Source organism: Gordonia pseudamarae, from assembly GCF_025273675.1.
Taxonomy (GTDB): Bacteria; Actinomycetota; Actinomycetes; order Mycobacteriales; family Mycobacteriaceae; genus Gordonia; species Gordonia pseudamarae.
This window is the reverse complement of sequence record NZ_CP045809.1, coordinates 4,106,227-4,128,135: the sequence shown is the minus strand read 5'-3', so window position 1 is coordinate 4,128,135 and position 21,909 is coordinate 4,106,227. Positions and strand designations below refer to the sequence as shown.

Annotated in this window: 18 protein-coding genes; 10 read left to right on the top strand and 8 right to left on the bottom strand. The window is 67.8% G+C overall.

The features are described from left to right. Positions 1–27: 27 nt before the first annotated feature. The 5 genes from GII31_RS17935 to GII31_RS17915 form a co-directional block, all read right to left on the bottom strand. A complete protein-coding gene (locus GII31_RS17935) occupies positions 28–1,710 on the bottom strand; it encodes a SulP family inorganic anion transporter (protein WP_213244723.1) in 1,683 nt (560 codons plus the stop codon). Beyond that, positions 1,707–2,072 (bottom strand): ArsR/SmtB family transcription factor, encoded by a 366-nt coding sequence (locus GII31_RS17930; protein ID WP_213244722.1) that lies wholly within the window; start codon positions 2,070–2,072, stop codon positions 1,707–1,709. Before GII31_RS17930 ends, GII31_RS17935 begins: the two co-directional genes overlap by 4 nt. 89 nt (positions 2,073–2,161) lie before the next feature. Further along, positions 2,162–2,644 (bottom strand): SixA phosphatase family protein, encoded by a 483-nt coding sequence (locus tag GII31_RS17925; protein ID WP_213244721.1) that lies wholly within the window; start codon positions 2,642–2,644, stop codon positions 2,162–2,164. After that, positions 2,641–2,994 (bottom strand): hypothetical protein, encoded by a 354-nt coding sequence (locus GII31_RS17920; RefSeq protein WP_213244720.1) that lies wholly within the window; start codon positions 2,992–2,994, stop codon positions 2,641–2,643. Before GII31_RS17920 ends, GII31_RS17925 begins: the two co-directional genes overlap by 4 nt. 98 nt (positions 2,995–3,092) lie before the next feature. Continuing rightward, complete coding sequence (locus GII31_RS17915; RefSeq protein WP_213244719.1) at positions 3,093–3,548, bottom strand: flavodoxin domain-containing protein; 456 nt, start codon at positions 3,546–3,548, stop codon at positions 3,093–3,095. Positions 3,549–3,788: 240 nt separating this feature from the next. Between GII31_RS17915 and GII31_RS17910 the strand changes: the two genes are divergently transcribed. The 3 genes from GII31_RS17910 (at position 3,789) to mmsB (ending at position 7,532) form a co-directional block, all read left to right on the top strand. After that, a complete protein-coding gene (locus GII31_RS17910) occupies positions 3,789–5,324 on the top strand; it encodes a CoA-acylating methylmalonate-semialdehyde dehydrogenase (protein ID WP_213244718.1) in 1,536 nt (511 codons plus the stop codon). A 5-nt stretch (positions 5,325–5,329) separates the two neighbouring features. Beyond that, complete coding sequence (locus GII31_RS17905) at positions 5,330–6,511, top strand: acyl-CoA dehydrogenase family protein (protein ID WP_213244717.1); 1,182 nt, start codon at positions 5,330–5,332, stop codon at positions 6,509–6,511. 151 nt (positions 6,512–6,662) lie between these two features. After that, positions 6,663–7,532 (top strand): 3-hydroxyisobutyrate dehydrogenase, encoded by an 870-nt coding sequence (mmsB, locus tag GII31_RS17900; protein ID WP_213244716.1) that lies wholly within the window; start codon positions 6,663–6,665, stop codon positions 7,530–7,532. A 22-nt stretch (positions 7,533–7,554) separates the two neighbouring features. Here the strand turns inward: mmsB and GII31_RS17895 are convergent, their stop codons facing one another. After that, the gene (locus GII31_RS17895; protein ID WP_260840085.1) at positions 7,555–8,058 is read right to left on the bottom strand and encodes a MarR family winged helix-turn-helix transcriptional regulator; all 504 of its coding nucleotides are present in this window, start codon (positions 8,056–8,058) and stop codon (positions 7,555–7,557) included. Between GII31_RS17895 and GII31_RS17890 the strand changes: the two genes are divergently transcribed. Beyond that, positions 8,042–8,197, top strand: coding sequence for a hypothetical protein (locus tag GII31_RS17890; protein WP_260840084.1), 156 nt, complete (start codon positions 8,042–8,044; stop codon positions 8,195–8,197). The genes GII31_RS17895 and GII31_RS17890 overlap by 17 nt on opposite strands. Next, entirely contained in the window at positions 8,194–9,177 is a 984-nt protein-coding gene (locus GII31_RS17885) for a DUF5336 domain-containing protein (RefSeq protein WP_260840083.1), read from the top strand. Before GII31_RS17890 ends, GII31_RS17885 begins: the two co-directional genes overlap by 4 nt. A gap of 195 nt (positions 9,178–9,372) precedes the next feature. Here GII31_RS17885 and GII31_RS17880 read toward each other — a convergent pair whose 3' ends face one another. Continuing rightward, positions 9,373–13,119, bottom strand: coding sequence for an indolepyruvate ferredoxin oxidoreductase family protein (locus GII31_RS17880; protein WP_213244713.1), 3,747 nt, complete (start codon positions 13,117–13,119; stop codon positions 9,373–9,375). A 221-nt stretch (positions 13,120–13,340) separates the two neighbouring features. Then, positions 13,341–15,377, bottom strand: coding sequence for an MDR family MFS transporter (locus GII31_RS17875; protein WP_260840082.1), 2,037 nt, complete (start codon positions 15,375–15,377; stop codon positions 13,341–13,343). A 177-nt stretch (positions 15,378–15,554) separates the two neighbouring features. Between GII31_RS17875 and GII31_RS17870 the strand changes: the two genes are divergently transcribed. The 5 genes from GII31_RS17870 to GII31_RS17850 all read left to right on the top strand — a co-directional run bounded on the left by GII31_RS17870 (position 15,555) and on the right by GII31_RS17850 (position 21,909). After that, positions 15,555–17,132: a carboxyl transferase domain-containing protein gene (locus tag GII31_RS17870; protein WP_213244712.1), complete on the top strand. Its 1,578-nt coding sequence runs from the start codon at positions 15,555–15,557 to the stop codon at positions 17,130–17,132. Positions 17,133–17,142: 10 nt separating this feature from the next. Continuing rightward, entirely contained in the window at positions 17,143–19,266 is a 2,124-nt protein-coding gene (locus tag GII31_RS17865) for an acetyl/propionyl/methylcrotonyl-CoA carboxylase subunit alpha (RefSeq protein WP_213244711.1), read from the top strand. A gap of 95 nt (positions 19,267–19,361) precedes the next feature. Beyond that, a complete protein-coding gene (locus GII31_RS17860; protein WP_213244710.1) occupies positions 19,362–20,507 on the top strand; it encodes an acyl-CoA dehydrogenase family protein in 1,146 nt (381 codons plus the stop codon). A gap of 75 nt (positions 20,508–20,582) precedes the next feature. Further along, on the top strand, positions 20,583–21,062 hold the full coding sequence (locus GII31_RS17855; protein WP_213244709.1) for a MaoC family dehydratase: 480 nt from the start codon (positions 20,583–20,585) through the stop codon (positions 21,060–21,062). A 4-nt stretch (positions 21,063–21,066) separates the two neighbouring features. After that, a complete protein-coding gene (locus tag GII31_RS17850) occupies positions 21,067–21,909 on the top strand; it encodes an HpcH/HpaI aldolase/citrate lyase family protein (RefSeq protein WP_213244708.1) in 843 nt (280 codons plus the stop codon).

The window sequence follows — 21,909 nt, the reverse complement described above, 5'->3', positions numbered from 1 at the left end:
CGCGTGCGCGCAGTGCGGATCTGGCCGTCAGCCGGGCGTGGCGACGTGCCTGCGGGCGTGGCGAACGGCGTCGTCGAGATCGTTCATCAGGTGGTTCTTGTGCCGTAGCGAGTCGAAGACGCCGACACCGCTGAGTAATCGGTGGTGTTCGTCCTGCGCGCCTTTGAGGATGACGGTGATGCCGCGGCCCTCGAGGTCGCCGACGATCTGCGCGAGCGTGTGGGCCCCGGTCGCGTCGAGCATCCCGAGATGGGACAACCGGATGATCACCACGCGCATGTCCGGGTCGTCCTCGGCGCCGGTGGTGATCGCCGACGAAATACGTTCGGCAGCACCGAAGAACATGGCACCGTCCACGCGCAGGAGGGCGATGTGTTCGTCGCCGGGCAGGGGTTGGCCGGGAAGCGGTTCGCGGGTGACACTCGAGCGATGGGCGAGTTGGCGCAGCGCGAAGAACGCGGCCACCACGATCCCGATCTGCACGGCCTCGATCAGATCGAAGCAGATGGTGATGATCGCGGTCACGAGGAAGATCGCCGCGTCGGCGCGGGTTGATCGCAGGATCGACCGCACGGTGTGCAGCGAGATCATCCGGAACGAGGTCACCATCAGTACCCCGGCCAGTGCGGCGAGCGGTATGGCGGAGACCGGGCCGGTGGCCAGGTAGACCACGGCCAGGAGCACCAGTGCGTGCACGATCGCCGCGACCCGGGTACGTGCCCCGGCGCGCACGTTGACCGCGGTGCGGGCGATCGCACCGGTGGCGGGCATCCCGCCGAACAGGCCCGAGGCCACCGATGCGAGTCCCTGGCCGGTGAGCTCGCGATCGGGGTCGTACGCGGTGGCGGGTGCCCCCGTGGGTCCGGACGGCGTCATGGTGGCGGCGACGCGCGCCGACAGCAGCGATTCGATGGCGGCGAGTGCGGCGATGGCCGCCGCGGACCCGGCCAGCGACCCGAGTGCCCCGGGGTCGATGTCCGGCAGGGTGGGTGCGGGTAGTTCGGACGGCAGCTCGCCGATCTGTGCCACATCGAGGTGCAGGAGCCCGGCGGCGACGGCCACCACGACGACGGCGGTCAGCGATTCGGGGATCGACCGATGGATTCGCGGCAGGATCAGCATGAACGCGGCGACGGCCGCGACCACCCCGAGCGCGGGCAGCGTCCGTTCCCACTGTGTATGTGCGACAACGTCGATCGCGGCGACGAGGGTGCGTTCGCCGGACGGCGCGGTGGTGCCGAATGCCGCCGGGACCTGCTGCAGAAAGATGATCGCCGCGATACCGAGCGTGAATCCCTCGATGACCGGCCACGGGATGAATGTGACGGCCCGGCCCAGCCCGACGATCCCGGCGGCGAATACGATCAGCCCGGCCATGATGGTCACGATCGCGATGCTCCCCAGACCGTGCTGCGCGACGATCGGCGCGAGGATTACCGCCATCGCACCGGTCGGCCCGGATACCTGAACGTGGGATCCGCCGAACACCGCGGCCACCAGGCCCGCGACGACGGCGGTGATCAGTCCGGCGGCGGCGCCCACGCCGGAGGAGATGCCGAAGGCCAGTGCGAGCGGCAGCGCGACGACACCGACGGTGACCCCGGCGATGATGTCGGTGCGCCAGCTCGAGCGCAGTTGGGTGTAGTCGCTGGGGCGGGGCAGGAATCGGGTGCCTCGCCGAAGCACACTCGCCGGACCCGGGCCGCTCATGCCCGCGTCACCGGCGGTAGCGATGCGATGGCGTCGAATTGATCTCGTTGTGCGGCAAGGGTGTCGGCGAGGAACATGCGGGCGATCACCAGCAGTTCACGGATGGACGGATGGGCGAGCTGGTAGTAGACGGCATTGCCGGAGCGGGCGCTGGTGACCACCTTGTGGCGTTTGAGTACGCCGAGGTGCTGGGACAGCGAGGACGGCTCGAGTTCGGTGGCCGCGAGCAGTTCGCTGACCGGGGTCGGGCCGATGCCGGCGGTCAGTACCTCGAGCACCCGGATGCGGGCGGGGTGGGCCAGCGCCTTGAACAGGTTGGCTTTGATCTCGTACAGCGGCTGATCGGGATGTGTGTACGGCACACCGCCCCCTGGTTGATGAATTAACGGATTGATGAATTTCGCAATCCATGGTACGCCAGCGGGCGCCCGATGCGGAAGTGTCGGGTCGACTACCGGGGGATGCGCAGCGCGCGGAGTGTGCCGCCGCCCGGCCGCAGGCCGATCTCGGCCCACGGCACCGACACATCGACGATCGCGTACGCCGAGGTGGGGAAGCGGTCGATCTCGCCGTCGGGGTCCAGGGTCAGCGCGGTGGCCGGCATACCCGGTTCGTGCCCGACGACCAGCACGGTCCTCGCGTCGTCGGGTACGTGGATGCGCAGCGCCTCCAGGATCTCGAACGGAGCGCCGCCGTAGATGTCCTCGACGTAGTCGACCGGCGCGTCGATGCCCGTCCGCATCAGGGTCTGCCGGGTGCGGGTGGCGGTGGAACACAGCACCAGATCGATGCTCAGCCCGTCGTCGGACATCCAGTCGCCGGCGAGGGCGGCCTGACTGATGCCTCGGTCGGCGAGGGGACGGTCGTGGTCCCACACATCCGGCGGATAGCCGGATTTGCCGTGGCGCATCAGCACGAGGGTCCGGCCGCTCATGCGATGCCGGCCTGTGGGGTGCTGTCGGCCCGGTGCCCGCGTGACTCGATCTGTTTGAGCACGGTCACCGTCGCGCGCCATGCGGAGGCTTCCTGGTGCAGGTACATCGCATCGTCGGTGTTGCCGGCGGCGAACGCGGCATCGGCCTGGTCGTCGAGGTCGAGGTACTGGTCGACGGCCTCGGAGATCAGTGGATACAGTGCGCGCGCACCGAGTAGGGCGGCGTCGATGGTGTCCGTGTCGAGCGTGGCGAGCCGTTCGAGTTCTGTCCGGTGCGGGCAATTCGCGGTGCCGGAGGACCGCACGGCAGCGGGGGGCTCTGGGCAACAGCGGCCGGCGGGTTGGTGCATGAGAATACCGTAAGGGGCAACACCGGCGGCAACAACGAGCAACAGGCCCGTCTTGTCAGATTGTTGGTGTGAAGTACGCCGGTGGTGCCTCTGACGGGTCAGGCGGTGACCGAATCGATGACCGAGGTGAGCGCTCCGGCCCATTCCTCGGCCTGCAAGGTCGGCTTGATCGCGGACGCCGCGTCGTGCCGACCGTGGTCGCCCACCTGGGTGGCGCCGAGGTCACTGAGCTTCTTGGCCATGATCTCGCCGCCGTGGTTGAACGTCTCGTCGTAGATCGAGTCGCCGAGCCCGAACACGGCGAACTTCAGGCCGGTCAGGTCGGGCTTCTTCTCGTCGAGTTCTTCGGCGAACGGTTCGGCGCCGGTCGGCAGTTCGCCGTCGCCGTAGGTCGAGCAGACGATGACGTAGAAATCGGCGGCGTCGAGGTCTTCGACAGCGTAGTCGCTCATGTCGTAGATCGACGGGTCGTAGCTGGTGAGGACGTCGGCCACTGAATCGGCGACGATCTCCGCGTTGCCGCTCTCTGTTCCGTAAAGGATGACGACGGACATGTGGCAGCTCTCCTTTCGTTGTGAGGCAGGCTACCCCAGCCGACCCTGAGTCTTGAATACACGCAGGTAGTCGGGGCTGGGCAAATTTACTAGGATGTCCTAGTATTGTGAGTCGTGGGCCACAGCGCGCGCCCTGGCGAACAGTGCCGGACGTGCAGATCATCGGCTCCGATGCGTGCACCATGTCATGCCGCGTTCCGCTCGGCGGGATCAGCGGCGCACCGCGAAAGGCTGAATAATATGACGCAACTCACAGAGATCCGAAGCATTCCGCATTACCTGAACGGTGCCGCCGTGACGGTCACCGAAGGTCGCCAGGCCGACGTCTTCGACCCCAGCACCGGTGCGGTCCAGGCCCGGGTTCCGCTGGCCTCCGCCGAGGAGGTGTCGGCCGCTGTCGCCACCGCGGTCGAGGCGCAGCGCGGCTGGGCCACCTGGAACCCGCAGCGCCGGGCCCGTGTCCTCATGCGGTTTATCGACCTGGTCAACCAGAACGCCGACGAACTGGCCACCCTGCTCAGCTCCGAACACGGCAAGACCCACGCCGACGCCCTCGGCGACATCCAGCGCGGCATCGAGGTCATCGAGTTCTCCGTCGGCATCCCGCACCTGCTCAAGGGCAGCTTCACCGAAGGCGCCGGCCCGGGCATCGACATCCACTCGATCCGCCAGCCGCTAGGCGTGGTCGCCGGCATCACCCCGTTCAACTTCCCGGCGATGATCCCGCTGTGGAAGGCCGGCCCCGCCCTCGCCTGCGGCAACGCCTTCATCCTTAAGCCGAGCGAGCGCGACCCCTCCGTGCCGGTGCGGCTGGCCGAACTGTTCACCCAGGCCGGGCTGCCCGACGGTGTGTTCCAGGTCGTGAACGGTGACAAGGAAGCCGTCGACGCGCTGCTGACCCACCCCGACGTGAAGGCACTCGGCTTTGTCGGCAGCTCCGACATCGCCCAGTACATCTACTCGACGGCCGCCGCCCACGGAAAGCGTTCGCAGTGCTTCGGCGGCGCCAAGAACCACATGATCATCATGCCCGACGCCGACCTCGACCAGGCGGTCGATGCGTTGATCGGCGCCGGTTACGGTAGTGCGGGCGAGCGTTGCATGGCCATCTCGGTGGCCGTCCCGGTGGGGGAGGAGACCGCGGACCGCCTGCGCGCCAAGCTCGTCGACCGGGTCGTCGCGTTGCGCGTGGGCCACAGCCTCGACCCCAAGGCCGACTACGGCCCGCTGGTCACCGGCGCGGCGCTGGCCCGGGTGCGCTCCTACATCGACAAGGGCGTGGAGGAGGGTGCCGAGCTCGTCGTCGACGGCCGGGAACGCGCCAGCGACGAACAGCAGTTCGGCGACGAGGATCTCTCGGGTGGCTACTTCATCGGCCCCACCCTGTTCGACCACGTCACCAAGGAGATGGTGACCTACACCGACGAGATCTTCGGCCCCGTCCTGCAGATCGTGCGGGCCGCCGACTACGAGGAGGCGCTCGCGCTGGCCACCGATCACCAGTACGGCAACGGGGTCGCGATCTTCACCCGCGACGGCGACGCCGCCCGTGACTTCACCGCCCGTGTCGAGGTCGGTATGGTCGGCGTCAACGTGCCCATCCCGGTTCCGGTGGCGTACTACACCTTCGGCGGCTGGAAGCGGTCCGGTTTCGGCGACCTCAATCAGCACGGACCGGCGTCGATCGAGTTCTACACCAAGACCAAGACCGTCACCACCCGCTGGCCCTCGGGTATCAAGGATGGTGCCGAGTTCGTCATCCCGACGATGGATTGAGTTCTGTGACAGCGACTTTCGACCACGCGCTCGGCCCCGACGCTCTCGACGACGACGCCCGCGTCATCGCCGAGACGGCGGCGGCGTTCGCGGCCAAGAAGATCGGCCCGTATGCACTCGACTGGGATGAGAAGCACCATTTTCCGGTCGACGTCCTGCGCGAGGCCGCCGAGCTGGGTATGGCCGCGATCTACTGTTCCGAGGATGTCGGTGGCAGCGGCCTGACCCGGCTCGACGGGGTGCGGATCTTCGAGGCGCTGGCCCATGCGGATCCCGCCGTGGGTGCGTTCCTGTCGATTCACAACATGTGCACGTGGATGGTCGATCAGTACGGCACCGACGAGCAGCGTCGCACCTGGGTGCCGCGACTGGCGTCGATGGATGCGGTGGCCAGCTACTGCCTGACCGAACCGGGTGCCGGTTCGGATGCGGCGGCGCTGGCCACGCGGGCGATCCGCGACGGCGACGAGTACGTGTTGACCGGGGCCAAGCAGTTCATCTCCGGTGCGGGCACCTCCGACATGTACGTCATCATGGCGCGCACCGGCGGCGACGGTCCCCGCGGCATCTCGACGTTCCTCGTCGACCGGGATGCCCCGGGGGTGAGTTTCGGTGCGCAGGAACGCAAGATGGGCTGGAATGCGCAACCCACCGCCCAGGTCGTCCTCGACGACGTGCGGGTGTCCTCGTCCCGGCTGCTCGGCGGCAAGGAGGGGATCGGTTTCGGTATCGCGATGAACGGCCTGAACGGTGGCCGGCTCAACATCGCGGCCTCCTCCCTGGGTGGCGCGCAGGCCGCGTTCGATCGGGCGGCGGCGTACGTGGCCTCGCGTGAGGCGTTCGGTGGCAAGCTGATCGACGAACCGACCATCCGCTTCACCCTCGCCGACATGGCCACTTCGCTGCACGCCTCCAGGCTGATGCTGCACGACGCCGCGCGGGCTCTCGACGCCGGTACCCCCGACAAGGCCGAACGCTGTGCGATGGCGAAACGATTCGTCACCGACGCCTGCTACGCGGTCGCCGACCAGGCGTTGCAGCTGCACGGCGGCTACGGCTATCTGGCCGAGTACGGACTGGAGAAGATCGTGCGGGATCTGCGCGTGCACCGAATCCTGGAGGGCACCAACGAGATCATGCGGGTGGTGGTCGGTCGCTCGGTCGCCGCCCGGTTCGCCGAGGCCTGACCGCCACTCCGCCGACGCTCCTCGCACCTCGACCCGTGATGGTGGACTCCTCATCCCGGCGCGGGGAACGTCGGCCAACTCCGGCACCGAACGCCCGCAACTGCGTGAAAATAGTTCCTACCGACAACCCGAATGCGAAAGCGATGAACCAATGACGACGATAGCTTTTCTGGGACTGGGCAATATGGGTGGCCCGATGGCCGCCAATCTGGTGAAGGCCGGGCATGCGGTACACGGTTTCGATCCGGTGCCCGCGGCGGTGGAGATCGCCCAGTCCAACGGCATCAAGGTGTTCACCACGGCGGTCGAGGCGGTGGTGGGCGCGCAGGTGGTCATCACGATGCTCCCGAGCGGGCCCATCGTGAAGTCCCTGTACGAGGACATCCTGCCCGTGGCCACCTCCGGTGCGCTGTTCATCGATTCCTCGACCATTTCGGTGGACGATGCCCGGCGTATCAACGCCCAGGCCGTCGACCGCGGCTTCGCACAGGTCGACGCACCGGTGTCCGGCGGTGTCAAGGGCGCGGTGGCGGGCACGCTGGCATTCATGGTGGGCGGTTCCGATGAGGCCTTCTCGGCGGCCCGTTCGACGCTGGATCCGATGGCCGGCAAGATTATTCACTGCGGTGATACCGGTGCCGGGCAGGCCGCCAAGGTCTGTAACAACATGGTGCTGGCCGTTCAGCAGATCGCGGTCGGCGAGGCGTTCAAGCTCGCCGAGAAACTGGGTCTGTCCGATCAGGCGCTGTACGACGTGATCACCGGCGCCACCGGCAATTGCTGGGCGGTGCAGACCAACTGCCCGGTGCCGGGTCCGGTGCCGACCTCACCGGCCAACAACGACTACAAGCCCGGTTTCGCCACCGCGCTGATGAACAAGGATCTGGGGCTGGCGATGGACGCGGTCACCAGCACCGGGGCCCGCGCCCCGCTCGGCACGCATGCGGCACAGCTGTACCGGTCTTTCGCCGAGCAGCACGCGGATCTGGATTTCTCGGCGATCATCCAGACTCTGCGCTGAACCCGGTCCCGTATCGAGGGGATCAGAAGTCACCGGCGTCGTGGCGCAACGAATGAATTGCATCCACGAGGCCGGTGATCTTTTCTCCGGGTATGCCGACGTTGCCGAACACGTCCCGGTTGAGCGCGACGGTGGCCGTCTCGACGGTGGACCGGCCGGTATCGGTGATCGCCACGATTGTGGTGCGTCCATCTGTGGGATGCGGTTCGCGCAGCACCAGCCCGGCTTCCTCCAGCCGGCGGATCGCGTGGGTGACGCTGGTGACGTGTACCTGCAGGCGATCGGACGCCTTGGCGATCGGCAACGAGCCCGATCGCGAAAAGGCGAGCAGGCGAAGCAATTCGAAGCGGGCGAAGGTGAGACCGTAGGGCCGCAGGACCGCTTCGACGCGTGCCAGCAAAATCTGGTGCGCCCGCATCACGGAGGTGACCGCGACCATGCCGTCGGCGACATCGCCCCAGCCGGACTCGGTCCAATGGGCCCGAGCTTCCTCGATGGGATCGAAACTCATGCTGCGCCCGGACATGATGTTCAGATTAGGCCATGATGACCGATTCTTCGGCCTCGTGCCCGATCCGCTTGCCGCGGGCGCCGCGAATCCGTTCGGCATGAGCACCGCGAACACGCTCGTTCCCGGTCCCGGCGGCTCTACGATGGACGAGTGACCGGACAGACGCCCCCGCCCGATCCCACCGGGCCGGAACACACCAGGCCGGAGCCGCCGGGACCCGAATCCGAACCCCGATCGGGTAGGTTCCGGGCGCCCGGCGCCGACGACTTCGGGCCGATCCCCGGTGATCCGGTGCGCCGTGACCTGGGGCCCGGTGGTCCCGGACCGCACACCCCCGGACCGCACACCGCCGGGGCTCGTTCCCCCGGGCCTCATACTTCCGGGCCCGGCACTCCGGGCGGGGGATTCCCCGGGCAGACGGGACGGCCGGATCGTCGCGGTGCCGTGGCGCCGCGTCCGCCGGGCGCGCCCAGCTGGCCCTTTCCCGCCCAGCAGCCGCTCGGGCAGCCGCCCGCTCAGCAGCCGCCCAGTCGGCCTTTTGCCGCCCAGTACGGGCCGGGTCCGGCCCAACCGGGCTTCAATCGGGGTGGGCTCCCGGCCTCGGGCGGTCCCCGGTTCGCCGGCCCCGACGGTCCCGGTGCACCGTTCGCCGGCCCACCGCCCGGTCGTCCGGCGCGATGGCGGCCGCTTCGGCCCGGACTGCTGAATCGTTCGACTGTCCTTGTCCTCATCTCCGCGGTGGCCGGTCTGGTCACCTACACGATGGGTTTCGTCGACTGGGTGTCGTTCGGCGCCTCGGTCACCGAGGTCGAGCTGGACCGGTGGGGCAACGACCTGACCGGTGTACCCGGGTTCTTCTCCTACGAGATCCTGCTCAACCCGGGCAAATTCCTGATCCTGATGGGCGCGATGGCGGTGGCGGCGGCGCTGCTGGTGGTGCCGGCGTATCGACGGGCGCTGCCGGTGCTGGCCGTGCTCGCCTCGGGCGGCTGGCTGGCGCTGCTGTCGGCGGCCCTGGCGCTGCCCGGGGTGGTCGATCTCGGCGTGGGTGCGATCGTCGCGCTGATCTTCGGCTTCCTGCAGGCGGCGGCGCTCGTCGCGGCGGCCTTCGTCCAAGGTTTCGCGCGCGACTGAGCGGGCAGCGGCCGTGGGGTCCTGGCACACGGTGACGGTGCCGAGTATCGGGCCGGGCCCGCTCTGTCGTGGATCTGCGGCATTGTGGGTGCGTGGTTTCGAGGCTCGTCGCGCGCGCTCCTCATCCGGTGAGGAAGGTTGTGCTCCTTGTACTTCGATCGGTGAGGGGCTTACGCTTCTCTCTCGGTGACGAGGTCATGTGATCAGGTCGGCCAGTGTGCGCCGCACCGTATCGCGATACTGTGCGACATTGTCGAGCTTGATGTGTTCGTAGCCGCGCACCATGTCGGGCAGGGACAGCAGCCCTATGATCGCCGGCCGGTCGTCCACACCGATCCGGCCGTCGTCCCAGGCGGCCAGCACCTGCCCGATCACCTCCCGGTATTCGCCGATCAGTTCGCGTTCGGTGCGGCGGACCTCGGTGTACCTGAACGGATCGAGGGCGGTACCGCGCAGCCGCTTCATCCGGGCCAGCCCGGTCAGCGCCGGTCGCGCCCACCGGCCGAAGCCGACCTTATGGCGGAGGCCGAGCGCCCGCAGTGTCGGCGGATGCAGCCGCACCGCGGTGGTCGCGTCGTCGCCATAGGTGTGGGCGACGGTGGCGGCGAAAGCGGGGTCGGCGGTCAGCCGGGCCACCTCGTACTCGTCCTTGTACGCCATCAGTTTGTATAGGTGACGCGCCACCGCCTCGGTGACATCGGCGCCGAGAGCAGATCTGTCGACCCGGGCCACCACGGCCAGGTATTCGCGGGCGTAATCGCTGTCGGCGTAGGCCGCCAGCTCGTCGTACCGCAGGCGTGTCACCGCGCCGACAGCAGGATCGGTGATCCCGGCCGCCTCCACCGCACGCACCGCATCGGTCGACGGTGCGGTTTCGGCGTGCCGAACGCGGATGGCGAGCGCGGCCGCCAGTGCATCCGGGTCGGCCACCGACTGGCGGCCGCGACGGAAGGCCTGCATGTTGGTGTCCACCGCGACCCCGTTCAGCGCGATCGCCCGCTCGATCGACGCCGCGCTCACCGGCAGCGCACCGGTCTCGTGTGCGGCCCCGACGAGCAGCATGTTGGCGAACTGTTCGTCTCCGAACAGCGCATCGCTGGTGGCCACCGCATCCAGATACAGTGCCCGACCCACATGTTCGTCGATCGCCGAATGCACAGCGGCGTCGGCGGGAAAACCGACCTTGGTGTCGATCACCATCGCACCGGTGGGCATCTTGGTCGTCGACACCACGGCGGTGGTCCGATGTGCCTCGGTCACCGTGAGATTCACCGGATCGGTGCCCACCAGGGCATCGCACACCAGGTACAGGTCGCAGGTACGGGCCGCCACCTTCGCCGCCTCCTCCGCCGGCTCGGGAGTGATCTTCACATCGCTGACCACCGCACCGCCCTTCTGCGCCAGGCCGGTCATGTCGACGGTGCGCGCCGACCGCCCGTCCAGTGTCGCGGCGGTGGCAATCACCTGGGAGATCGTCACCACCCCGGTCCCGCCGATCCCGGTGATCCGCATCGAGAACGTCCCGGTCGTTCCGTCTCCGCGGCGGATGTCCTCCGGGCCGTTCCCCCCGTTGGTTGAGGTATGACGAGCCGCTGGGCGAGGAGCCTCGAAACCCGGTGACGTGACATTGTCATCGTGCGGGGTTTCGAGGCTCGTCGCCTGCGCTCCTCGCACCTCAACCGACGGGGGCACCTCAACCGACGAAGGGGGCACCTCAACCGACGAGGGCACCTCAACCGACGGGGGCACCTCAACCAGCGACGGGGGGATCACGACGGACAGGTCGGGACCGATGTCATCGACGCCGACGCGCTCGGGCGTGCCCGGGGTGACCGTCACGAACGCCGGACAATCTCCGTCCAGACACGAGTAGTCGAGGTTGCACGAGCTTTCGTCTATGCGGGTCTTGCGACCGAACTCGGTGTCCACCGGCTGCACCGACAGACAGTTCGATTGTCGGCCGCAGTCACCGCAGCCCTCGCAGATGCGTTCGTTGATCATCACCCTGGTGGCCGGGGTGTCCTGTTGTCCGCGCTTGCGTTTGCGGCGCTTGTCGGCGGCGCACTGCTGATCGTGGATGAGTACGGTCACTCCGGGTATCGCGGCGAGTTCTGTGTGCACGGTGAGCAACTCGTCGCGGTGGCGGACCCGTACCCCGGACGGTCGCGCGTCCCGCAGCAGCCGCCGGGTGCGGCGCGGATCGTCGGAGGTGACAACCACCCGCGACACCCCTTCGGACATCAGCAGCGATACCAGCTGTGCCAGTCCGGGTCCGCCGACGGCTTCCTGCCCGCCGGTCATGGCGACGGTGCCGTTGTAGAGCAGTTTGTAGGTGATGTTCTCGCCGGAGGCCACCGCCGCCCGCAGCGCGAGCGATCCAGAATGCGCGAATGTGCCGTCGCCGATGTTCTGCACGAAATGATCCTGGGACACGAACGGCGCCATCCCGATCCACTGCGCGCCCTCACCGCCCATCTGCGTGGTGCCCACCACGTCACCGACCTGCCGCGGATCCATCAGCAGAACCATGGCGTGACAACCGATTCCGGCTCCCACCAGGGTGCCGTCGGCGACCCTGGTGGAGCTGTTGTGGGGGCATCCCGAGCAGAAGTACGGGGTGCGCACCGCCAGTGGCAGCTCGATGCGGGTCCGGGTGCGGGCGGCGTTGCTGAGCCAGTCGCGTGCCGCCGGGACGTGGTGGTGGTCGGCAAGCCGGCCGGCCAGGCCGCGGGTGACGGCGTCGACGTCGAGTTCGCCGAACCGGGAGAACAGGGTGGAGCCGTTCTCGTTGACCTTGCCGACGATCGCCGGTGCACCGGGATGCCGGAACAGGATGTCGCGCAACATGGTTTCCACGAAGTCACGCTTCTCCTCGACGACGATCACCTCGCGCAGTCCGCGTCCGGTGGCGGTGTCGCCGATGAACGTGTGCACGATCTCCGGGTCGAGCGGGTACACCATGCCCAGCTTGAGGATCCGGATGCCGAGGCGGTGCAGATCGTCGTCGTCGATCTTGAACAGCCGCAGAGCATTACGCACATCGAGGTAGGTCTTTCCGGCGGCGACGATACCGATCCGGTCGTCGGGGGAGCTGACCACGATCCGGTTGATCCGGTTGCGGCGGGCGTACTCGAGGGCACGTGGAATGCGGACGGTGAGCTGGTTCTGTTCCAGCTCCATCAGGGACGCGCCCAGAAGTCTGCCGCTGGGCACGTGGGGGCTGCGTCCGATCGATTCGGGCCGCAATCGGTCCGGGTGCACCTGTGCGGTCGAGGCGCCGTCGGCGACGTGTGCGGAGATCTTGAGCGCCGTCCACACACCGGTGGCCCGGCTCATCAGCGCCGCATGGACCCCGAGGTCGAGGATGTCCTGCGAGTCGGCCGGGTACAGGGTGGGGATGCACAGGTCGGCGAGTGCCATTTCCGACGCCGACGGCACCGTCGAACTCTTGGCGCCGGGATCGTCGCCCACGATGGCGACGGCACCGCCGTCGGGATGGGTGCCCACGAGGTTGGCATGCCGGATCGCGTCGGTTGCCCGGTCCAGACCCGGGGCCTTGCCGTACCAGTATCCGACGACGCCGTCGATACCCGAATCCGCCCGCAGCCCGATGCCGGGGGCGAGCTGTGAACCCATCACGGAGGTGGCGGCGAGTTCTTCGTTGAGTCCGGGCCGGTGCACCACGTTCAGCGGTGCCAGGTGGGCGCGGCGACGGTCGAGTTCGAGGTCGAGTCCGGCGAGCGGCGAACCCTCGTAGCCGGACACGAACGATGCGGTGCGCAGCCCGAGTGAGTGGTCGAGGCGGGTGCGGTCGGCGATCATCCGGACGAGTGCGGTGATGCCGGTCAGGTAGACGGTCCCGTCCTCGCGGGTGTATCGGTCCTCGAGCCGGGTTTCGGTCGCGACGGGGGAGGGTGCGGGACGGTGCGGCGTGAGGGTCATGGGATCACCAGGCCTTATGTAGCGTCGCCGAGGGCCTGTTGGTGGTGGCCGGTCGCGACGGTTGTGTCGTGGACGAACCCGGGGGTGATGGGTTCTCCGCCATCGTAGGCCGCCGATGTGACCTGGCGCACTATTCGCCGGATCGGCGCTGTTCGATGTGCCGGATCGGCGCTGTTCGGCCCACCGATCGCCGTGCCCGGTCAGGCGCCGTGCCCGTCAGTTCAGGGCGTGCCCGCCGGTGGGGTGTTGCTCTCCTCGATGGCACGGCGACCGATCCGGTCGAGGGCGGCGGTGACGTCCGCGGTGAGGTCACCGCCGTCGGCGCTCTCGGGCAGCCATTCACGCACCTGGGTGACCAGCCAGTCGCGCCAGATGCGGGTCAGCGTCTCCACCTCGGCGCGACCGGTCCGGGTCAGGCTCAGCGTGTCGCCGTGCCGGGTGAGGTAGCCGGCGTCGATGATGCCGTCGTAGAACGAGGTCAGCACGCCTTCAGGGAGTCCGATCCGCTGTTCGAGGGAGGACTGGGTGGCCGTGACACCGAGGTAGCGTTCGCGGATGCCGACGGTCAGCACGCCCCAGGCGGTCGGCACGTCGATGTCATGGCCGGAGTCGGCGATCACGCGGCGCAACACCCCGTCGCGTTCGTTGCGCCGCAAGACCCGGCCGACGATCGTCTCCAATTGCACCCGGCTGCTGCCCTGCTCGGGCATCCCGAATCCTTCGGCCGGTCCCTGAGCGCTTTCTTTCGCGGCCTCGCGCATCGGCACCTGCGGCAGGAAGATCGCGAGCAGCAACGCCACGACCGCGACGGGGACGACCCACAGGAACACATCGTGCAGTGCTTGCGCGTAGGCGTGGATGATCGGCGCCTTCTGGGCGTCGGGCAGTGCGTGCAGGCCCGCCGGCGTGGTCGCCGCCGCCGGATCGGTCAGGGTCGCCTCGATGATCGCCGGCGGCAGTTCCGATCTCAGTGTGTTGGCGTAGAGCGTGCCCATCACCGCCGCGCCGAACGACATGCCCAGGGTGCGGAAGAAGGTGACCGCCGACGTCGCGGTGCCCAGGTCGGCGTAGCTCGAGGTGTTCTGGACGACCAGGGTCAGCACCTGCATCGTCAGGCCGATGCCCAGTCCGAGGACGAAGATGTACAGCGAGGTCACCAGGATCGAGGTGCCCTCGTCCATGCGGGACAGCAGGTACAGTCCGAGCGCGATCACCGCGGAACCGGCGATGGGAAACACCCGATACCGTCCGGTCTTGCCGACGTAGCCGCCGGCGAGGACCGACGTGAGCAGTAGGCCCACCACCATGGGCAGCATCCGGATACCTGAATCGGTGGCCGATGTGCCCTGCACGTACTGCAGGAATGTCGGCAGGAATGTCATCGCGCCCATCATCGCGAAACCCACGATGAACGACAGGATCGAGCAGATCGTGAACACCCGCCCGGAGAACAGGTGCATCGGCAGGATCGGTTCGGCCGCGCGGTGTTCGACAAGTACAAAGACGGCGAAGCTGAGCACCGACCCGGCGAACAGTCCGATGATCTGTACCGAATCCCACGCGTATTCCGATCCGCCCCACGACAACCCGAGCGTCACCGCGACCGCGCCCAGCGAGACGAAAACAATGCCCAGGTAGTCGATCTCGGCTCGGACGCGTTCGCTGATGCCCGGAATCGTCTTGAATGCCAGCGGAATCACGATCAGGGCGATCGGTACGTTGATGTAGAACGCCCACCGCCACGAGAGATGGTCGGTGAACAGGCCGCCGAGCAGTGGGCCGATGACGGTGGTGACGCCGAAGACGGCGCCGAGCGCGCCCTGGTACTTGCCCCGGTCGCGCAACGGGATCACGTCGGCGATCAGTGCGGTCGCGGTCACGGTGATCGCACCGCCGCCGATGCCCTGCACGGCGCGGGCGACGATCAGCCAGGCCATGTTGTTCGCGAGTCCGCAGAAGAACGAGCCGACGATGAACACGGCGACCGCGCTGATGAAGATCGCCTTGCGGCCGTACAGGTCGCCGAACTTGCCGGCGAGCACCGTCGACACGGTTTGGGCGAGTAGGTAGGAGGTGACCACCCAGCTCATGTGTCCGCCGCCACCGAGGTCGCCGACGATGGTGGGCAGGGCGGTCGAGACGATCGTCGAGTCGAGTGCCGCCAGCAGCATCCCGATGACGATGGTGCCGAAGATCCAGTTGCGTTGTGCCATCGAGACGGCCTGCCCGCCGGTGGGTGCTGCTGTGGTCGGCGTCACGATTCCTCCTGAAAGTTGGCGACATCGTAACCATCCGATCGGACGGTCGGGGCGGCTTGGGCCGTGCTGCCGGCGATCCGGACCGACTTGCCCGATTTCCCGGGGTGGATCGGCTTTCGGTGACGGGCGACACATGGTAGGTTCCATTTCGGTTAATCGCTACTAACTGAAAGGCTGATGGTGACCAGCACAGTCAGCTACCGCGACACGCACGAGGCCAATGTGGCCGCCCTGCGTGACCGCCTGCGTACGGTCGCCGAGGGCGGCGGTGCGGCCGCCCGGCAACGCCACCTGTCCCGGGGAAAACTCCTGCCGCGTGAGCGTGTCGACGGGGTGCTCGACGTCGGTTCGCCGTTCCTGGAGATCGCCCCGCTCGCGGCCATCGACATGTACGGGGACAAGGCACCCTCGGCCGGGATCATCGCCGGCATCGGCCGCGTCCACGGCCGTGAATGCATGATCGTCGCCAACGACGCCACCGTCTCGGGCGGCACCTACTATCCGATCACCGTCAAGAAGCACCTGCGGGCCCAGGAGATCGCCGCGACCAACAGGCTGCCGTGTGTCTACCTCGTCGATTCGGGTGGCGCGATGCTGCTGCAGCAGGACGAGGTGTTCCCCGACCGCGATCACTTCGGCCGTATCTTCTTCAATCAAGCCACCATGAGTGCCGCCGGCATCCCGCAGATCTCCGCGGTACTCGGCTCGTCCACCGCCGGCGGTGCGTACGTTCCGGCGATGAGTGACGAGACGGTGATCGTGCGCGATCAGGGCACCATCTTCCTGGCCGGGCCGCCGCTGGTGAAGGCGGCCACCGGGGAGGACGTCTCGGCCGAGGACCTCGGCGGCGGGCTGATGCATTCGTCGGTGTCCGGGGTGGCCGACCACCTCGTGGACAACGACGAGCAGGCGCTGGCCAAGGTGCGCGAGATCGTCGCCACCCTCGGGCCGCGCCGGTCGGCGGGGTGGGAGACCGAGCCGCCGCGTGAACCGCGGCGGGCCCAGACCGACATCTACGAAGTGGTGCCCACCGACCCGCGTATCCCGTACGACGTACGTAAGGTGATCGAGATCGTCGTCGACGGCGGAGAGTACACGGAGTTCAAGGAACTGTACGGCACCACGCTGGTCACCGCGTTCGCCCGTATCCACGGGCATCCCGTCGGCATTATCGCCAACAACGGCGTGCTGTTCAGCGAATCCGCCCTCAAGGGCGCGCATTTCATCGAACTGTGCGACAAGCGCGCCATCCCGCTGGTATTTCTCCAGAACATCACCGGATTCATGGTGGGCCGTGCCTACGAGGAGGGCGGCATCGCCAAGAACGGCGCCAAGATGGTCAATGCGGTCGCCTGCGCGCGGGTCCCCAAGTTCACCGTGATGATCGGCGGCTCGTTCGGCGCGGGCAACTACTCGATGTGCGGTCGCGCCTACAGCCCGCGATTCCTGTGGAGCTGGCCCAACGCGCGGATCTCGGTGATGGGCGGCCCACAGGCCGCCGACACCCTGGCCACGGTGCGCCGCAACCAGATCGAACGACGTGGCGACACCTGGGACGGCGACGCGGAAGAGGAGTTCAAGACGCCCATCCGCGAACAGTTCGAGCGGCAGTCCGACGCGTACTACTCCACCGCCCGGCTGTGGGACGACGGCATCATCGACCCGGCCGACACCCGCACCGTCCTCGGCCTGGCCCTGGAGACCTGCCGCCACGCACCACTGCCCGACGTCTCCTATGGCGTCTTCCGAATGTGAGCCCGCTGATATGTCCGCAACCGCCATTCGTACAGTTCTTATCGCCAACCGCGGCGAGATCGCCTGCCGTGTCATCACCACCCTGCGCCGCATGGGAATCCGCAGCGTCGCGGTCTATTCCGATGCCGATGTGAACGCCCGGCATGTCGCCGAGGCCGATGTCGCCGTCCGTATCGGTCCGGCCGAGGCGGCACAGAGCTACCTTGATATCGGCAGGATCGTCGGCGCGGCCCGCGCCACCGGAGCCGACGCGGTCCACCCGGGCTACGGATTTCTTTCCGAGAACCGGGGATTGGCCGCGGCACTCGAGGTGGCCGGGATCATCTTCATCGGCCCGCCCGCCGCGGCGATCGCCACGATGGGGGACAAGATCGCCGCCCGCGCCGCCGTCGCCGAACGGAATGTGCCGGTGGTGCCGGGTATTTCGCGGCCCGGCCTCACCGATGACGACCTGATCGCCGCCGCCCCGGGCATAGGTTTCCCGGTGCTCATCAAGCCGAGCGCCGGTGGTGGTGGCAAAGGAATGCACTGCGTCGAGGATCCGGTCGATCTCCCGGCCGCGCTGCGGCGTGCCCGGCGTGAGGCGGGCACGGCATTCGGCGACGACTCGCTGTTCCTGGAACATTTCGTCGACACCCCGCGGCATATCGAGGTACAGGTGCTCGCCGACAACCACGGCACGGTGATTCACCTCGGCGAACGTGAATGCTCGTTGCAGCGCCGGCATCAGAAAGTGATCGAGGAGGCGCCGTCGGCGCTGCTCGACGAGGCCACCCGCGCCCGTATCGGCCGGGCCGCATGCGATGCGGCGCGCAGCGTCGGCTACTCGGGCGCGGGCACCGTCGAGTTCATCGTGGCCGGCAAGCGGCCCGACGACTTCTTCTTCATGGAGATGAACACCCGACTTCAGGTGGAACACCCGGTCACCGAACTGGTCGCCGGTGTCGACCTGGTGGAACAACAGATCAGGGTCGCCCGCGGCGAGACGCTCTCGCTCACCCAGGACGACGTGGTCGTGCGCGGGCACGCCGTCGAGGCCCGGGTGTACGCGGAGGACCCGGCGTCCGGATTCCTGCCCACCGGCGGCACCATCGCACTCCTCCAGGAGCCGGAAGGTCCTGGGCTGCGGGTGGATTCGTCGATGCTACCGGGTCTGGTCGTCGGCAGCGACTACGATCCTATGCTGGCCAAGGTCATCGCCCACGGCGCTGATCGGGAACAGGCTCTGGAACGGCTCGACGCGGCGCTCGCCCACACCCGGGTACTCGGCGTCGTCACCAATATCGACTTCTGTCGGCACGTCCTGAACCGGCCCGAGATCATCGACGCCCGGCTCGACACCGGACTGCTCGATCGCCTCGTGGTGGATTATGTGCGGCCACAACCGGTTCCCGAGGCACTGGTGCTGGTCGGGTTGTGCCGCACCGGCGCCCGTGAGTGCGACGTGTGGCGCAATGCGGTGGGTTGGCGGGTCGGCGGTCCGGCGCCGGTGATCACCCGGATCGCCGACGGCGCCGACGCGTACACGGTGTCGATCGTCGTCGAGGAAGCGACCGGAACGTCGCTGCACGGTGTCGCGACGTTGACCCATGACGACGGCCGTGACCCGTGGACGGCGGGTATCGTGTACCACGAAGTTGCCCAAGGTGTTTCACGTCTCATCGTGAACGGCGTGAGTCAGTCGTGGTCGGCCGTCGACATCGACGGCACCTGGTGGGTATCGGGGGTGCCCGGTACCTGGCGATTCACCCTGGCGCGTTCGGTGCTCGCCGACGCGGACCCCACCCACGCCGGTGAGCTGGTCAGTCCGATGCCCGGTACCGTCGTCGCGGTACCCGCCGCCGACGGCGCACCGGTCGCCGCCGGTGCCCCGGTGATCGTGGTGGAGGCGATGAAGATGGAACACACCCTGACCGCACCCGTCGACGGTGTGGTCACCCTGTCGGCAAGGGCCGGCGATAAAGTGGGCGCGGGCCAGATCCTCGCGACAGTGACCCCTTCGCCGGTTGAGTCACCCCCTTCGTCGGTTGAGGTGCCCCCTTCGTCGGTTGAGGTGCCCCCTTCGTCGGTTGAGGTGCCCCCTTCGTCGGTTGAGGTGCGAGGAGCGCAAGCGACGAGCCTCGAAACCTCGTGAGATGACATCGTCGCCTCACCGGGTTTCGAGGCTCCTCGCCCAGCGGCTCGTCACACCTCAACCAGCGCGGTAGCAACAACGAAAAGGTAACCGACATGGAATTGACACAGGACTACACCGACCTGATGCACACGGTGCGTGACTTCGCGCGGACCGTCGTCGCCCCGGTGTCGGCCAAACACGATGAAGAGCACAGCTTTCCGTACGAGGTTGTGGCCAAGATGGGCGAGATGGGACTGTTCGGACTGCCGTTCGCCGAGGAGTACGGCGGCATGGGCGGCGACTACTTCGCGCTCGCACTGGCGCTGGAGGAGCTCGGCAAGGTCGATCAGTCGGTGGCGATCACCCTGGAGGCGGGCGTCGGGCTCGGGGCGATGCCGATCTACAAGTACGGCACCGAGGACCAGAAGCGGCGCTATCTGCCCGATCTTCTGGCGGGGAAGGCACTGGCCGGTTTCGGTCTGACCGAGCCGGGTGCCGGATCCGATGCCGGGGCCACCGCCACCACCGCCCGGCCGGACGGTGGCGAGTGGGTGATCAACGGCGCCAAGCAATTCATCACCAATTCCGGTACCGACATCACCTCGCTGGTCACCGTCACCGCAGTCACCGGCGTGACCGATGACGGCCGCAAGGAGATATCCACGATCATCGTGCCGTCGGATACCCCGGGTTTCGTGGCCGAGCCCGCCTACAACAAGGTCGGCTGGAATGCCTCGGACACCCATCCGCTCTCGTTCTCCGAGGCCCGCGTGCCCGTCGGCAACCTGCTCGGCGAACGGGGCCGCGGCTACGCCAACTTCCTGTCGATTCTGGACGAGGGCCGTATCGCGATCGCCGCGCTGGCCACCGGTGTGGCGCAGGGCTGCGTCGATGAGAGCGTGAAGTACGCGAAGGAACGGCAGTCGTTCGGCAAACCGATCGGGCAGTATCAGTCGATCTCGTTCGCTATCGCCCGGATGGAGGCGCGCGCACACGTCGCCCGCACCGCCTACTACGACGCCGCCGCCAGGATGCTGGCCGGCAAGCCGTTCAAGAAGGAGGCGTCGATCGCCAAGATGATCTCCTCGGAGGCGGCGATGGACAACGCGCGGACGGCCACTCAGATCCACGGCGGCTACGGCTTTATGAACGAGTATCCGGTGGCCCGGCACTACCGGGATTCGAAGATCCTGGAGATCGGCGAGGGCACCACCGAGGTTCAGCTGATGCTGATCGCCCGTGAACTGGGTTTCGCCTGAGCGCCGCACGTGTGAGCCGCCCACCGGCCCTCTGATATACCAGATGGGTCACACTCGTCGAAGGATGTGGGGAAATTGAGCGAGCGCATCGTGCAGCGCGGTCTGTGGTTCGAGGAATACGACATCGGCGCGATTTACGAGCACCGGCCCGGGCGCACCGTCACCGAGGCCGACAACGTCCTGTTCACCACGTTGACGATGAACACCCAGGCACTGCATCTCGATGCCGCCTGGTCGGCGCGGCAGCCCGGTTTCGGCGGTCAGCGCCTGATCAATTCGATGTTCACCCTCTCGACCGTCGTCGGGCTGTCGGTGGCGCAGCTGACCCAGGGCACCCTGGTGGCCAATCTCGGTTTCGGCGAGGTCGCCTTTCCCGCCCCGCTGTTCGCCGGTGACACCCTGTACGGCGAAACCGAATGCACCGGCAAGCGCGAATCCAAGTCGCGCCCCGGTGAGGGCATCGTCAACCTGACACATATCGGGCGCAATCAGCACGGTGACGTCGTCGCCCGGGCCACCCGCTCGACCCTCGTCCGTAAACGACCCGTGGAGTAATCGCATGACACAGTTGCTGACCAATGCCTGGACCCCGCCCGGCCCGGCGATGCTGTTCTGCCCGGCCGACCGGCCCGATCGCTATCGCAAGGCCCTCGACCGGGCCGATGTGGTGATCCTGGACCTCGAGGACGCCGTCGGCCCGGAGAATCGGCCCGCCGCGCGTGAGGCGCTGATCGCCAACCCGATTGATCCCGACCGCGTCGTGGTGCGGATCAACCCGGCGACCACCGGCGACTATCGGCGCGACCTCGCCGCCGTCGCCGAGACCGACTATCGGGTGGTGATGCAGGCCAAGTCCGAGACCCCCGAGTCGGTGATCGAGACCGCGCTGCAGACGATCGCGCTGGTGGAGACGCCGTTCGGCGCCACCAGGGTCAACGAGATCGCCGCCGTCAGCAACTGCATCGGCCTGATGTGGGGTGCCGAGGATCTGGTGGCCGGGCTGGGCGGCAAGTCGAGCCGCTTCGGTGACGGAGAGGAGAATCCGGGCACCTACCGGGACGTGGCGCGGTGGGTGCGGTCGGTGACCCGGCTGGCCGCGGCGGCGTACGGCAAGTTCGCCGTCGACTCGGTACACCTGGACATCGACGACGTGGACGGGCTGGTCGCCGAGATCCGTGACGCCGTTGCCCTGGGGTACGCCGCCACCGCCTGCATCCATCCCTCGCAGGTGGTGCACATCCAGGCCGGCTACGAGCCCACCGAGGACGAGATCGTGTGGGCGAAGAAGGTTGTCGACGGTTCGGCCGAGCACCTGGGCGGGGTGTTCTCCATCGACGGGCAGATGGTCGACGGCCCGGTGCTGCGGCAGGCACAGGCGGTCCTGGCCCGCGCACGGGGGTGA